At 70.8% G+C, this 14,245-nt stretch carries 13 protein-coding genes; 8 read left to right on the top strand and 5 right to left on the bottom strand.

Going from position 1 to position 14,245, the window contains the following annotated elements; translation table 11 throughout:
* The first annotated feature begins 8 nt into the window (after positions 1–8).
* The 3 genes from HGK34_RS14355 (at position 9) to HGK34_RS14345 (ending at position 1,908) form a co-directional block, all read left to right on the top strand.
* Positions 9–446: a response regulator gene (locus tag HGK34_RS14355; RefSeq protein ID WP_201848546.1), complete on the top strand. Its 438-nt coding sequence runs from the start codon at positions 9–11 to the stop codon at positions 444–446.
* 80 nt (positions 447–526) lie between these two features.
* Positions 527–1,522, top strand: coding sequence for a proteasome assembly chaperone family protein (locus HGK34_RS14350; protein WP_201848544.1), 996 nt, complete (start codon positions 527–529; stop codon positions 1,520–1,522).
* Between the two features lie 182 nt (positions 1,523–1,704).
* Entirely contained in the window at positions 1,705–1,908 is a 204-nt protein-coding gene (locus HGK34_RS14345; RefSeq protein ID WP_201848542.1) for a cold-shock protein, read from the top strand.
* Between the two features lie 86 nt (positions 1,909–1,994).
* Here the strand turns inward: HGK34_RS14345 and HGK34_RS14340 are convergent, their stop codons facing one another.
* Positions 1,995–2,969 carry a spermidine synthase gene (locus HGK34_RS14340; RefSeq protein ID WP_201848540.1) on the bottom strand — a complete coding sequence of 325 codons (975 nt, stop codon included), beginning with the start codon at positions 2,967–2,969 and terminating at the stop codon, positions 1,995–1,997.
* A gap of 90 nt (positions 2,970–3,059) precedes the next feature.
* On the opposite strand from HGK34_RS14340, the gene HGK34_RS14335 reads away from it, so the two are divergent.
* From HGK34_RS14335 to HGK34_RS14325, 3 genes are all read left to right on the top strand, one after another.
* Complete coding sequence (locus HGK34_RS14335; RefSeq protein WP_244666753.1) at positions 3,060–3,536, top strand: SAV_6107 family HEPN domain-containing protein; 477 nt, start codon at positions 3,060–3,062, stop codon at positions 3,534–3,536.
* Between the two features lie 16 nt (positions 3,537–3,552).
* Positions 3,553–4,767 (top strand): DNA polymerase IV, encoded by a 1,215-nt coding sequence (gene dinB, locus HGK34_RS14330; protein ID WP_201848537.1) that lies wholly within the window; start codon positions 3,553–3,555, stop codon positions 4,765–4,767.
* A 133-nt stretch (positions 4,768–4,900) separates the two neighbouring features.
* Complete coding sequence (locus HGK34_RS14325) at positions 4,901–5,314, top strand: SCO2097 family morphological protein (protein ID WP_201848528.1); 414 nt, start codon at positions 4,901–4,903, stop codon at positions 5,312–5,314.
* Between the two features lie 263 nt (positions 5,315–5,577).
* On the opposite strand, the gene HGK34_RS14320 is transcribed toward HGK34_RS14325, so the two are convergent.
* From HGK34_RS14320 to HGK34_RS14310, 3 genes are read right to left on the bottom strand one after another with little or no spacing between them, the layout of a single operon-like run.
* Entirely contained in the window at positions 5,578–7,956 is a 2,379-nt protein-coding gene (locus tag HGK34_RS14320; protein ID WP_201848526.1) for a transglutaminase TgpA family protein, read from the bottom strand.
* Complete coding sequence (locus tag HGK34_RS14315; RefSeq protein WP_201848524.1) at positions 7,953–9,272, bottom strand: DUF58 domain-containing protein; 1,320 nt, start codon at positions 9,270–9,272, stop codon at positions 7,953–7,955. Before HGK34_RS14315 ends, HGK34_RS14320 begins: the two co-directional genes overlap by 4 nt.
* A gap of 1 nt (position 9,273) precedes the next feature.
* Complete coding sequence (locus HGK34_RS14310; RefSeq protein ID WP_372433133.1) at positions 9,274–10,389, bottom strand: AAA family ATPase; 1,116 nt, start codon at positions 10,387–10,389, stop codon at positions 9,274–9,276.
* Positions 10,390–10,705: 316 nt separating this feature from the next.
* Here HGK34_RS14310 and HGK34_RS14305 point away from each other — a divergent pair, with 316 nt between their 5' ends.
* Positions 10,706–11,959, top strand: coding sequence for a hypothetical protein (locus tag HGK34_RS14305; RefSeq protein WP_201848522.1), 1,254 nt, complete (start codon positions 10,706–10,708; stop codon positions 11,957–11,959).
* 289 nt (positions 11,960–12,248) lie between these two features.
* Entirely contained in the window at positions 12,249–12,647 is a 399-nt protein-coding gene (locus tag HGK34_RS14300; protein WP_201848520.1) for a hypothetical protein, read from the top strand.
* A 298-nt stretch (positions 12,648–12,945) separates the two neighbouring features.
* On the opposite strand, the gene HGK34_RS14295 is transcribed toward HGK34_RS14300, so the two are convergent.
* Positions 12,946–14,034 (bottom strand): IS110 family RNA-guided transposase, encoded by a 1,089-nt coding sequence (locus HGK34_RS14295; RefSeq protein WP_201848584.1) that lies wholly within the window; start codon positions 14,032–14,034, stop codon positions 12,946–12,948.
* Positions 14,035–14,245 lie beyond the last annotated feature (211 nt).

Below are 14,245 nucleotides of genomic sequence, written 5' to 3'. Positions count from 1 at the left end.
GACCTCAGGTGGAGAACCGCAGGCCGATCGAGATCCTTCTGGTCGAGGACGACCCGGGTGACGTGCTGATGACGCAGGAGGCGTTCGCCGAGCACGCGTCACCGGTCCACGTCTCGGTGGCGGGCGACGGCGTGGCCGCGCTCGACTTCCTGCGCAAGCAGGGCGAGTGGGTGGATGCCCCGGAACCGGACCTGGTCCTGCTGGACCTCAACCTCCCCCGGATGGACGGGATGGAGGTCCTCGCGGTCGTGAAGAACGACCCGATGCTGCGGCACATCCCGATCGTGGTGCTGACCACCTCGGACGCACAGGAGGACGTCGTCGGCTCGTACTCGCTGCACGCGAACGCCTATGTGACCAAGCCCGTGGACTTCGACAAGTTCCAGGCGGTCGTGCGGCAGATCGACGAGTTCTTCGTCTCCACGGTGCTGCGTCCCGGCCACTAGGTGAACGTCGCGGGAAGTTCCTTCCGCGTCCCGTTGTTGTCCCCACCAGGGAGCGTCGAGAAGGAGACGAGGAAGAGAACGTGCTGGATCCGCAGGAAATCTACGAGGTTGACGAGGCCGCCGTGGCCCGGACCCTGGGCGCGCGTGCCCTCGGCGACGACGCGCCCGAGATGGTGCCGGGCCTGGAGGTCGTGGAGCGCCGCGGGCTCGCGCGGCGCGGCGAAGGCCCGGTCCTGCTGCATTCGATGGGCGGGTTCGTGGACGCGGGTTCGGCGGGGGAGATCGCCGTCGAGCACCTGCTCGGCGAGCTGGCCACGGAGCGCCTGGTGACGTTCGACGTCGACCAGCTCCTCGACTACCGCGGCAAGCGGGGCACGATGACGTTCGACAGCGACCGCTGGGTGGGGTATGACGCTCCCGAGCTCGTGATCGACCACGTGACGGACACCGAGGGGACCGGGTTCCTGCTGCTGCACGGCTCCGAGCCGGACCTGCAGTGGGAGCGGGTCGTGGCGGCCGTGGAGCAGCTCGTGCGCCGGTTCGGCGTGAGCCTGGTGGTGGGGGCGCACGGCATTCCGATGGGCGTGCCGCACACCCGGCCCATGTCGCTGACGGCACACGCCACGCGGTCGGGCCTGATCGAGGACTACACCTCGTGGTTCGGCTCGGTGAAGGTGCCCGCGTCGCTGGGGTCGCTGCTGGAGCTGCGGCTCGGTGAGGCCGGTCACGACGCGCTCGGGTTCACCATGCACGTGCCCCACTACCTGGCGCAGTCGCACTACCCGCCGGCGGCGGTGGTGGCGCTGCAGCACATCGAGCGCACGACGGGCCTGGCGCTCGGGATCGGGGCACTCGACGCCGCCGCGGTCGACGCGAGGATCGAGGTCGAGCAGCAGGTGGCCGAGTCGAGTGAGATCGCAGCCGTGGTCAGCGCGCTCGAGGAGCAGTACGACGCGTTCTCCCGGTCGATCGGCCGCCCGAACCTGCTCGCGGAGTCCGCTCCGCTGCCGACGGCCGACGAGATCGGCGCGGAGTTCGAGCGCTTCCTCGCCCAGCAGGACCCGCGGGGAGACTAGCGCCCGACCTTCTCTTTCCCGACAGGGCGGGAATGTCCGTTATCTGTGGCGGAGTGGAGTGGCGCGTGCCACACTGGCGCTCGCCGCAACGCGAGCCGCCGGCACCACGTCTGGTGCCTCGGGTGTGCTGCGGCACGGGCGGGCACTCGGCCCGGCCGACGTGACGGAAGGTCGAAAGACGCATGGCGCAGGGTTCTGTGAAGTGGTTCAACGCGGAGAAGGGGTACGGGTTCATCGCCCAGGACGACGGCGGCGCCGACGTCTTCGTGCACTACTCCGCGATCGAGACGCAGGGGTACCGGACGCTCGACGAGGCCCAGCGGGTCGAGTTCGAGATCACGCAGGGCCCCAAGGGGCCGCAGGCGGAGCAGGTCGTCCCGCTCTGACACCGCCGGCGGGTGCTGCGGGACGGGGCCTGGCAACGAGGACCCCGTCCGGAGCGGAACCCCACGACGCGTCTCTCCGACGCTGATCAGGGCCGCACCTCGTCACGGGGTGCGGCCCCGGTCATGTCGGGCCGGTCGGCCGCCGCCGTTCCCTCCGCCGCCGTTCCCTCCGCCGCTGTTCCCAGGGGCGCGGCGGTGCCGGCGAAACGGGTGGCGTCCTCCCCGGCGACCAGGCGGGCGGGCACGGGCAGGGTGCGCAGGACGCGCCCGAGGCCGGGATCGCGCAGGTCCACGTGCTCGTCGTCCCCCGCGGGCATCGCGCGCACCGCCGCCAGCACGACGTTGCCGTACCGGCGCCCTTTGAGGACGGCGGGTTCGGCGATGGCCGCCAGCCGTCCGGTCGCGGCCGCCGCCGGGCCGAAGGCCTCGGCGAGGCTCGCGAGCTCTCGGCGTGCGAGGGTCAGCGGAGGCCGGTCCGCGCAGTTCAGCAGCAGGACGCCGCCCGGGCGCAGAGCTCGCCGGGCCGCGGCCGCGAAGTCCGTGCCCGCGAGGTGGCCGGGCGTGACGTCGCCGGCGAAGACGTCCCGGATCACCACGTCGAACGACTCCGGGTGCACGCCGGCCAGCGCATGGCCGGCGTCGTCGGCACGCAGGCGCAGGCGTGGTGCGCGAGGCAGGCCGAACCAGTCCCGGACGAGTTCGAGGAGACGGGCGTCGACGTCGACGCCGAGCTGGCGTGACCCGGGGCGTTCGTGCTCGATGTACCGGGCCAGGGCGCACCCGGCGGCGCCGAGATGGAGCGCGCGCAACGGGCCGGACGGCAGGAGGGCGACGACCGCGGCCATCTGCTGCATGTACTCGAAGTCGAGGAACCCGGGGTCGCTCAGGTCCAGGCTTGAGCTGGGTACGCCGTTGACGTGCAGCGTCACCCGGTCGGGATGGTCCGGGTCGCGAACGACCTCCGCGGTTCCGGTGGTGATCGGTACCGGCCCGTCGGGGAGTGTCGGTGTCCCGGTGTTTGATGGAGTGCGTCGGGTGAGGCGGGGCTTGCGGCGGGCCATGGGGCAAGTGTCTCGCGTTCGCCGGGCCGAGTTGACTTGATCGAACAGATGTTCGACACTGACAGGTGAGGAACCGGATCGGAGGGCATCATGGGGATGACCGAGGGCAGGGAGTCGGATGTCGTTGCCGCGAGCACGCGTGTGCCGCGGCCCGTGCCTCCCGGGGTTCGCGCGCTGCTGCGCCGGGCGGACGCGGAACTGGCGCAGGCGCATGCGGCGCTCCGTCCGGACGATCGCTTCCGGCATGCCCACCTCGCCGCCATCCGTGCGGCGGCCGCGGTCCTCGCGCTGCGTGGGCGCCCGTCGCCGCGATCTGGGGTCCGGACCGTCTGGGAGATGCTCGTGCGGGTGGAGCCGGAGCTGGCCCCGTGGTCGGGCTACTTCGCATCGGGTGCGCCGCTGCGGGCGGCGGTGGACGCCGGGCGCGGCGGTGAGGTGGACGGTTCCCGCGCGGACGAGATCCTCGCGTGCGCGGAGGACTTCCGAGACGAGGTGGCGATGCTGGCAGACCCGGAGGCGACGTTCGCACACCGCCCGCACCTGCGGCTCGTGACGGAGGCGTCATGACCGGGGGCCCGCGGCCGTGAGCCGTGCGCCGAGGTCCGCGGGCGCGCGCCGGGACTGGGGCTCGGACGAGTCGGGCTGCACCATCCTGCACGTCGACATGGATGCCTTCTTCGCCTCGTGCGAGATCGCACGGCGCCCCGAGCTTCGCGGCAAGCCGGTGATCGTGGGCGGCCAGGAGCGAGGTGTCGTGTCGGCCGCGACGTACGAGGCACGTGCGTACGGGGTGAAGTCGGCCATGCCCATGACGCGAGCGCGTCTGCTGTGTCCCCAGGCGATCGTGCTCACGCCGGACTTCGGGCTGTACTCGGAGGTCTCCCACGGTGTGATGGAGATCCTCGGCGAGGTCACGCCCCTGGTCGAGAAGGTCAGCGTGGACGAGGCGTTCCTCGACGTGGCCGGCGCCCGCAGGCGTCTGGGCGAGCCCACCAGGATCGGCGCGGGCATTCGCGCACGGATCCGGGAGACGTACGGTGTGACGGCGTCCGTGGGTGTGGCACGGAACAAGTTCGTGGCGAAGCTCGCCTCGACGCACGCCAAGCCCGACGGGATGCTGCTCGTCCCGGACGCGGCGACGGTCGACTTCCTGCACTGCCTGCCGGTCGGGGCCCTGTGGGGTGTCGGTGAGAAGACCGAGAAGACCTTGGCCGCCTGGGGGATCACCACGGTTGCCGAGCTGGCTCGCACGGACCTGCCCAGCCTGCAGACCGCCGTCGGACGGGTCAGCGGGGCGCACCTGCACAACCTGGCATGGGGCCGGGACCTGCGCCCGGTGGTGCCGGGACACGAGGAGCACAGCGTCGGCGCCGAGACCACCTTCGCCACCGACGTCCACGACGAGTCCGTGCTGGCGCGACGTGTCCGGGAACTCGCCGACCGCGTCGCGGCGCGGATGCGGCGGCAGGGCGTGGTGGCCCGCACGGTGTCGGTCAAGGTGCGCACCAGCGACTTCGTCACGGTGACGCGCTCGCGGACCCTGGACGGGCCCACTGACGTGGCCCGTGAGATCTACCTGGTGGCGCGTGAGCTCGTCGCGTCCGTGGATCGGCACGGCCTGCCGGTCCGGCTCGTGGGGGTGCGGGGCGAGCGGGTGCTCGAACGGCAGGGGCTCGCGGCTCAGCCGACCCTGGAGGAAGCCGCCGATCCGCGGTCCGGAGCTCAGAGGGATGCCGAGCTGGCGCTGGACGCCGTACGCGAGAGGTTCGGCCGGGGTGCCATCGACCTGGGCGTGTAGAGTCCGCGCAAGGATCCGATCCACCTGCGCCGACCTCTTGTTCCCGCTTCGTCCGGGATGTCGACTACCGCACGGGGCGCGACCGGCTTATCCTGAGAGGGTCATCGTCACGTTGCGAGATCTGGGGGTCTCGATGCCGCTTTCCGAGTACGAGCAGCGAGTGCTGGAGCAGATGGAGCGCGCCCTCACCTCCGACGACCCGCGTCTCGCGAACACCTTGCAGTCCTCCGGGCGCAGATCCGTCCTGCGGTACGTGCTGGCCGGCGTCGGAGTCGTCGTCGGCCTGCTGTTGCTCGTGGTCGGCGTCGCGTCGTCCCTCACGTGGGTCGGCGTCGTCGGGTTCGTGCTGATGTTTGCGGGCGTCGTCTTCGCCGTCGCGGCGCCGCGGCGCAAGTCGGGGCCGGCGGGTGTGGTGGACGCCGAGGGCAAAGTGGTCCCCCCGAAGCCGGGGAAGGGCAAGGGCAAGCCGTCCGGAAAGGGCGGCTGGTCGGGTTTTCTCACCAGGCTTGAGGAGCGCTGGGACCGGCGCCGCGATCAGGGTCGCTGAGCCGCGGGTCGCGCCGGTCCGCGATGGGGTCTCCCGGGATATCCGGGCGGCCCCATCGTGTATCTGTCGGCTCTCCGTCTCGTCGGCTCTCCGTCTCCGTGCGCACGTGGTGGGATCCTCTCGTCCGTGACGCCGTGACGCCGTGACGCCGTGACGCCGTGACGCCGTGACGCCGTGACGCCGTGACGCCGTGACGCCGTGACGCCGTGACGCGTGACGCCCTGACGTGCTGCGCGGAGGCCCACCGCACTCCGCGGCGCGGCTCAGCGACGCAGTGCCTGGGCCAGCGCCTCGCCGACCCGGCCGACGGGCCGGTCAGGCGCGGAGCCGAAGGTTCCGGAGATGCCTTCCAGCACCAGATCGGTGAGCTCGTCCAGCTGCTCGGGTGAGGGCGAGACGAACTCGCGGGCGTAGCGCTCGTTCTCCGCGGCCTGCGCGAGGGCGACGATCCCCTCCGCGGTCTCGTCGGGCAGCGACTCACCGGTGCGCTCCCGGATCTGCTCGGCGATCTCGTCGGGAGCCTGCCGCAGTGTCGTCGACGGCCCGAGCACCACGTCCCGCTCGGCGAGCCGTGTCACCACCCGCTGCCACGCCAGTTCCGGATCCAGCGCCACCGGGTCCTGACGCCGCCGGAACAACAGCCACAATCCGCTGGCACAGACGGCCAGCGCCAGCAGGGCCGTACCGACCCAGACCTGCCAGGGCAGGGACTCGCCGCCCGTGCCCCGGCCGGCCGCGCCGGCCTGGACAGGGTCGGCCTGATCCGTGGGCTCCTCGCCGGAATCCTCCTCCGACGCGTCTGCGGGACGCCGCTCATCCGGCACCTCGCTCGCCGCCGGGTCCGAGGCCGCACCCGTGGCCGGGTTCGCGTAGTCGGGCAGAGGTCCCGTCTGCACCTGCGGGGTCGGCTCGAAGCGCACCCAGCCGAACCCCTGGAACCAGACCTCCGGCCAGGAGTGCGAGTCCTGACCGGTCACCGACCAGATGCCGTCCTCGTTCTCGTCGCTTCCGGGCAGGTATCCCACGCCGATCCGCGTGGGGATCCCGAGCGAGCGCGCCATGACGAAGAAGGCGGTGGAGAACTGGACGCAGTAGCCGCGGCGGTCGGTCAGGAAGTCCCAGGTGGCGTCGTTCGTGCGGGCAGGTGCCGTGTCGGGCGTGTACGTGAACCCGCCCTCGTGGTGCAGCCAGTTCTGGAGGGCCACCGCCTGGTCGTAGCGCGTGCGCGCGCCGTCCGTGATCTCCTGTGCCAGCTCGGTCGTGTCCGCCAGGTGCTGTGTCTTGGTCAGGGACGTGTAGTTCGCGCCCGCGGGAAGACGGTCGGACGCACCGCGCAGGGCGTCGGGGGTCAGGCCACGGTCGAGCATCTCGACGCTGTACTCGGTGCCCTCGGTGAGCCGGTCGTCACTGCGAACCTCGTCGAGGACCGGATCCCAGCGCCACTGCTCGCCGCCCCCGGTCAGGGCGACGCGGCGAGGGCCGCCAGGGATCGGCAGCAGCCCTTCCCGGTCGGACGAGATCCGGACGTCGAGCCGCGTGGATTCGCCCGAGAGGTGCTCCGTGCCGGACATGAGCTCCGACTGCGGGGTGACGTTCACCAGGCCGCCGTCGCGTGGATCCCAGCTGACCCGGCGGCCGTCCCACGCCGTGAACGTGCGTTCCCGCAAAGGCCCACGCTGCTCGGGGTCGGAGATCTCATAGGTCAGCACCTCGGCGGAGGAGCGCGCGCCCAGGCCGGCACGCATGTCGAACGCGTCGGACAGTTCGAGGGACTGTCCCTGGGTGCGGAAGATCTGGGAGAACCCGGTCGAGACGCCGGGGAGCGCCGCGACACCGGCCCCCGTGCCCAGCGCGAGGACGGCGACGACCACGGACGAGACGGCCGTGATCCACGCCCGGGACCGCCGCGCCCGCGCGACGGCGGCGTCCTGGCCCTGCCTGCGTGCGAACGTGGAACCGGGCTGGTCGAGGGTGAGCAGCAGCAGAGCGGCCGTCACCGCCACGACGAACGTCCCGGCGGGGATCCGCCCCATGATGGACAGCGACGGCGTCCACAGGACCAGCAGGGGCAGCCCGGCGAGTGCGGGCATCCGCGCGCCGGCGAGCGAGTCGGAGACGAGGAACATCAGGAGGGTGCCGGAGACGGCGACCAGTCCGATGGCCAGACTGTCCTCCACGGGTGCGCGCTCCGTGGTCATGATGTCCGCGGCCACCGCGAGACGGTCGAGGACCCAGCGCCACTCGTCACTCCCGACGAGCAGGGTCGCCTCACCCGTCGCGGTGCCGTACCGCGCCAGGACGTACCAGGCGGCCACGGCCAGGCCGACGAGCGTGGCCAGGAAGGACGCCGTCCCGGCGGCACGCTCGGCCACGTGGTCACCCCCGGAGTCCCGCGCGGTGCGTTCGCCCGTCCCGTCACCGCCACGCCTTGCCCCGGCCCGGTTCATCGCACGGCTCAGCAGCGCCCAGCGGGTCAGGCTCGTGCTCGCGGCGACCAGGATCACGCCCGTGACACCGGCGCGGGTCCAGGCCCCGGGCTCGATGACCTCGCCGAGCGCGAGCATCGACGCGATCGTGGCGACGGCGACCAGCGCTCCGCTCACGACCGTCCTGGTGAGTGCCCCGCGATGTGCCGGGATCATGTGACTCCCTCGTTCAGCAGCGCCCACGCGCGCTCGATGTCGGTGCGGGCCTCGCACTGTGCGACATGCCAGCCGGCGGCGGTGAGTTCGGCGGCGGTGTCCTCGACGTCGTGCCGGATCCCCTTGCCCCGTGGGGTCACCAGCAGCGCCCAGCAGGAGCCGTCCGCGCCGAGTGCCGCCAGCTCGCGCCGGGCGTCCGGGGCCTGCGGCCCGAGGACGGCGATGAGGATCTCGTCCGGCTTGCGCGCGATCCGCAGCGCCCGGGCAGTGGTTCCGGCGGCGTGCGCCGCCTCGGTCGCACCCCGGTGACCGTGCACGTCGACACAGGCGTCGAGCAGGACATGGCGGGCGGACCGCGTCGGCGTGAACCGGACGCCCTCGACGGCTGGTGCCACGCTCGTGGCGAGGATGCGGGCGGGATGCCCGGCGTCGAGGAACGACGTCGCCACCGACGCGACCAGGTCCACCGCCCACTCGCCGTCGCCGGCCGCCGCCGGCCGGCTGAACGCGGCGGCGGCACCTTCCTGCTGGTGCGGCAGCAACGCGCGGTCCAGCAGGACGCTCACCGGCCGCACCCCGGAACTCTCGTCGGCGCGCACCAGGAGCTGGCCGCGGCGTGCCGCGCTCGCCCAGTGGACGCGGCGCGGGTCGTCACCCGGGACGTACTCGCGCAGCACCGCGTCGTCGGACGACTGGAGCCTGCCGCCCGCGGCAGCCCGGTCGACGTCGCCGTGGGTGCGGGTGCGCATCGTGAGCTCGACCGTACGCGGCCAGACAGGCACCCCCGTCGTGTCGCCGAGCGGCTGGGTCGCACGGACCAGACCGAACACGTCCGTGCGCGACGTCAGCAGCGGGCCCAGCGGCCAGCGTCCGCGACGCGACGGCATCAGGGAGTAGGCGACGTCGATGCGTTCGGGTCGGGCGTGCACGCGTGCCCGGATGCCCTCGTGCCCGGCGAGCTCGTGCGCTGCCTGCTCCGACAGGCGCAGACGGGCCAGGCGCTCGTAGGCGGCGCCCGTCGGGGCCGCCGCCGAGACCGCGAGGCGCACGTCGGTCCGCGCGTCGCGCACCACCGGGCTCGGCGTCACCCAGCGCTGCACGAGCAGCGCGCCGCGTCCCTCGTCGAGCCGCTGCAGGCCGGTGACCAGCCAGGCGAGCGCGACGGCCAGCAGCGCTGCCGCGCCTGCGGCGATCAGGTCCGGAAGGGACAGCAGGAGGCCGACGAGGGCGAGCACCACCCCGATCAGGCAGGCTCCGAGGCCCCTCCCCGTGAGACGGACACGGCCGAGGCGCCGGACAGCGGAAACCAGTCCCATGTCAGCGATGGTCGGACGGGCCGAGCGCGGGCACGGGCGTGCGCCGGATGATGTCGTCCACCATCTGCTCGGCCGTCACTCCCCCCAGCCGCGACTCGGTGGTCTGGATGAGGCGGTGCGCGAGCACGGGCCGGGCGAGCCGCTGCACGTCGTCGGGCAGGACGTGGTTGCGTCCGGCCATCGCCGCCAGCGCCTTGGCCGCCCGCAGGAGCTGCAGCGAGGCGCGCGGTGAGGCGCCGAGCCGCAGGCCCGGGTGCTCGCGGGTGGCGCCGACGAGCGCGAGGACGTAGCGCTTCACCGAGGCCGACGCGTACACCCCGCGGACGAACGCCGCGTAGCGCAGGACCGCGGCGCCGTCGGTCACCGGCTCCAGATGGCTCAGTGGTGTGGTGGCCTCCTGCCGCTCCAGCATGAGCAGCTCCGCGTCGGTGTCGGGGTAGCCCACGGTGATGCGGGCCATGAAGCGGTCCCGCTGCGCCTCGGGCAGCGGGTAGGTCCCCTCCATCTCCACGGGGTTCTGGGTCGCCACCACCAGGAACGGCCGAGGGAGGATGTGCGTGGTGCCGTCCACCGTGGTCTGTCCCTCCTCCATGCACTCCAGGAGGGCGGACTGGGTCTTGGGGGAGGCGCGGTTGATCTCGTCCCCGATGACGATGTTGCTGAACACCGGGCCGGGGCGGAACTCGAACTCGTGGCTGCCGCTGCGGAAGATGTTCACGCCGGTCAGGTCGCTCGGCAGGAGATCCGGCGTGAACTGGATGCGCCCGGCGGCGCAGTCGATGCTGCGCGCCAGTGCCTTGGCGAGCGTGGTCTTGCCGACGCCCGGTACGTCCTCCACGAGCAGATGGCCCTCGGCGAGCAGGACCGCGAGCGTGATGTCGGCCAGCCCCGGCCGGCCCGTGACCACGGACTCGATCGCGGCCCGCACCCGGCTGGTCGCGTCCACGAGCTCGGACAGCAGAGCGGTGTCCCCTGCCGCGGCGATGTTCCCGGAGCCCACCGCGGCGGCCGACGGCGGGGGCGGGACCACACCCGCCGTCGGGCGAACGGGCGCGCCGGCGGCGGGACCGTCCGTCCGTGGCTGGAACAGGCCGGGAGCGTGGGGATCTTGCTGCACTGGGGAAAACCTCCGTCGGCCTGGGATCTGTGGGGTCACGTCGCCGACGCCGGGCCGCACGTCCGCTGTGTCCGTTCAGCCTAATGGAGACGGGCCGGAACCTGTTGCGTTCGTCACGTACGCACGACGACGGGCGGCCGCGTCCGCCGGGACGGAGCGGCGTGACCGTCGAGCGCATCGTCTCATTCCGGTAACGGAATCCGCAAAAGGGCTCTTTTAGGGACGATATTCGCCCGGGCGAGAAATGAGCGCCGAATACGTTCCGGTGCTCGGTGTGGTCGCCGCCGGGGCGGTCGCTGTGAGAGCGGGAGCGCGAATGGCGTCGGAGGGTCTGGCCGAGGGGCGGCGCGTGGCGGCGCGGGTGGCGCGAGGGCTGCGCTCACGCTCGACGGCGCTGATCGCGGGAGTCCTCGTCCTGGCGCTCGGAGCGGGTGCTTCGGCAGTGGTCGCGACCGGGTCGCAGGACGCGCTGCTGTCGGCGCTCGGCATGGACGGCACGACGGAGGAGTCGTGCCCGATGTCGGCTGTGACGATGGCGGAGGCGTTCGAGACGGCCGTCCGGTGCGGGCACGAGGTCGCCGCCGAGGACTCCTACGACGCGTGGTCGACCGAATGGGCCCAGCCGGACGGCGTCGCGGTGCGCTGGGAGTCGTCCACGACCCCGGTACGCACCGAGGCCGGCAGCGGGGTGTGGACGGATGTGGACCGGACGATCGAGCCCGCCGACGCCGACGGGGACGGCCGTCTGGACGTGACCGCACCGGTCTACGACCTGTCCTTCGCGGCGAGTGACGACCAGCCTCTGGCGCGAGTGGCCTCCGGGGAGCACTGGCTGGAGTTCGACGTCCCGTTCGCGCTCACCGACCCGGTTGTCGAAGGCGATCAGGTCACCTATCCAGGGATCCTGGGCGACACAGGCCTCGACCTCGTGGTCTCCGCGGATGCGGAGGGCACGGGGTTCGACGACGTGATCCGGGTGGCCGACGCGCAGGCGGCGCAGAACCCCGCACTGCGGGAACTGACCTTCGACGTCGAGGTGTCCCCGGGCTTGACCCTGCGGGAGAACGCGAGCGGATTCGTCGCCGTCGACGGTAACGGCGACGAGGTCTTCACCTCGCCCGTGCCGCTGATGTGGGGCGAACCAGAGGCCGACGCCCAGGCGGCCGCGGAGGGGACGAGCGCGGACGGTTCGGCGACGAAGAGCCTCACGACCAGCTCGCGCGCAGCGGCCGAGGAAGTACCCCAGGCGGTGGAGAGCAGTGAGCCCGACACACCCGTGGACGAGGCGGATGGTCCCGTCGACCCGCCCGAGAAGTTCGAGGGGCCGATGGTGGATCGTGGCATGGCTGAACTCCCGGCGGTGGTGGAGACGAAGAGCCCGACTTCGGCGTCGGTGACGATCGTCCCCGACACGCGGATGCTCGGCGGCGAGGGTGTGGATTTCCCGCTGTCGATCGACCCGTCGGTGGACGGGGTCTCGCTGAACCAGTGGACCGTGGCAAAAAGTTCACCACGCAATTTGACCGCACGGGCGGATTCGACCAGGCTAAGAAAGACTTTGAAAAACTGACTCGTGGAGTCGACGTGACGACGTATGAGAACGGTACATCAGTTGCAACGCTTTCTAATGGGACAAAAATCAACGTCCGGCAGAAGAGTTCTCCGCCCCTAAACCGGCCAACTCTTGAGGTGGTAACGCCGGGTAGCCCGACGGTGAAGTTCAGGTACTGACGGTGCGCCGAGTCTCAGGGCGCGACACCCCCGTCCAGGCGGTTCGCTCGATGGTTCCCGACTGGCTCCTCTTCGGCCAAGATTGGCTCGAGAGCACCGGGCGTGTTTGTGCGGCGCAACGTTCAAATATGGACATTTCGCTTGATATTGTGGCGAAGTATATCGACCTTACCGAGGATGAGCCTGCCCAAATTTTCATTATAACGTGCGATTCGACCCTCAATGAACAGTTCGGATATGGGCTTGAGTCCACCAGCGATATCTATTTAGGGCTTGATCAAGTTTACGGTCTCCCATTTGCCATGTTCGCCTATAGTAATGACGGAGTTTCCGGGCCTGCAATCCTCTTGACGGATGCGGATTATGTCCTTGTCGCTGGAAGGGTGGAGGAAGTGACGCACCTCCTAGGCGATCCGAGGGATGTGCGGGAGGAGTTCGCGGAGGACGCTCTTGATCCGGACCCTTTAAGGAGGGCGGTATTGGCGCGAGCGTTAGCTGCTATGGATTGGATCCCCTTCCGGTCCTGAGTATGAAGCGGATCTGACCAATCGCCGGTGTTTTCGGCGTTTGCTGTCTCCCAAGGCTGTTCGGCCTTGTCTTCGTGCGACGCGGCCGTCCAGGCTGGGCAGGTCGACGAGTTCATGCCGTAGACCCTGACCGCGGGGTTGGGTCGACCGAATGTGCTTGGGTTTGATGAAATTCTGGATTGACACGTTTCGGGCGTTCGAGGATCTCGGCTGTTTTTCAAGTGGTGGGGCGGACTCGGAAACTGGAAGAAGGGGTTCGACATTGAGGTTCAGTTCCTGAGAGACGCTTCTATGTCTGTCAACTCGTGGGTGCGAGGGTGTTCTGCCTGGTCAGGAGTCTGTGGATCTTGCGGGTTAGGTAGCGCTTGAGTTGTCGGCGGATTTCGCGGTGGGTTCTGCCTTCTGCGGTCCGTTTGTGCACGTAGGAGTGTGTTTCATCGTGGTTGCGCATGCGGGAGAGGGTGGCAATGTGCAGGGCGCGGTTGAGGCGGCGGTCGCCGCCGCGGTCCAGGCGGTGGTGGTCGGCGCGGTTGCCGGACGAGGCGGGGATGGGTGCGGTGCCGGCCAGGCGCGCGAACGCGGCCTCGGAACGGACCCGTCCCGGGTAGGCCCAGGTTGCGAGGATGACCGCGGCGCAGTACGGACCGATGCCAGGCTCGGCCAGCAGGTCTGGGGCGTGTTCGGTGACCAGGTCTCGCAGGGTCTTCTCGTTGTCGTTGAGCTGTTCGTCGAGGTCGGCGATGCGCGCGGCGAGACGGATGGACTCAGCGCGGGCGACGCGCTGGTCCAGTGATTCGGTCCGGGTGCGCCAGTTCTTGACGACGCGGATCTGGGCGGCACTGAGGGAACTGCCGGCGTCCAGACCAAGGTCGTGGGTGCGCAGGAGCCCGGTCAACGCGTTGACCTGCGCGGTGCGCTCGGTGGTCAGCCGGTCACGCGCCGTGGTCAGGACCTGCAGCGCCCCGGCGACGGCTCCGGTGCGGTGGTCGCGCAGCCGGTCGGCGGGCAGGCCGAGGACGTCGCGCGCAGCTCTCTGGGCGTCGAGCTCGTCGGACTTGGCGCGGCCCTTGCCGCGCACCGGGGTCAGTGCCTCCACGATCCGGTATCCGAGCCCGGCCAGTTGGGCCGCGGCCAGTCGGCCGTAGGATCCGGTTCCTTCCATACTGATCAGGACCGCTTCCGGCGTGTCGACCGTGCGACGGGCGATCCACGCCGACGCGCGGGCGAGCCCGGCCGGGGTCGTGGGGAACGACTGTGTCTCGACCACCGCGCCCGTGATCGCCTCGATCACCGAGTAGACGTGAGCGCGAGCATGGGTGTCGACGCCGACGACGAACATGTATGCCTGTGCCACGGTCGGCGCCGTGGATGTGGCTTCTGCGAGCATGGACACCGCGATGTTCTCCTTCGCCTGGACGGACGTCGTAAGCCGGCGTCGGTCTGGGAAGGAATCACCACGGGACGTTACTGTCACGAGCCACGATCCTGGGCAGCACCAGGTCGGACATGCTTCTGATCAAGTCATCGAGGCGGGCCAGGCCGACGTCGGCCAGCTCTGGCGTCCGGACAAGTCAACGCAGAGTGCACGCTCTCTTGTC

The sequence above is a fragment of the Myceligenerans indicum genome (assembly GCF_016742955.1).
Taxonomy (GTDB): domain Bacteria; phylum Actinomycetota; class Actinomycetes; order Actinomycetales; family Cellulomonadaceae; genus Myceligenerans; species Myceligenerans indicum.
This window is presented reverse-complemented; position numbering and strand designations above follow the sequence as displayed.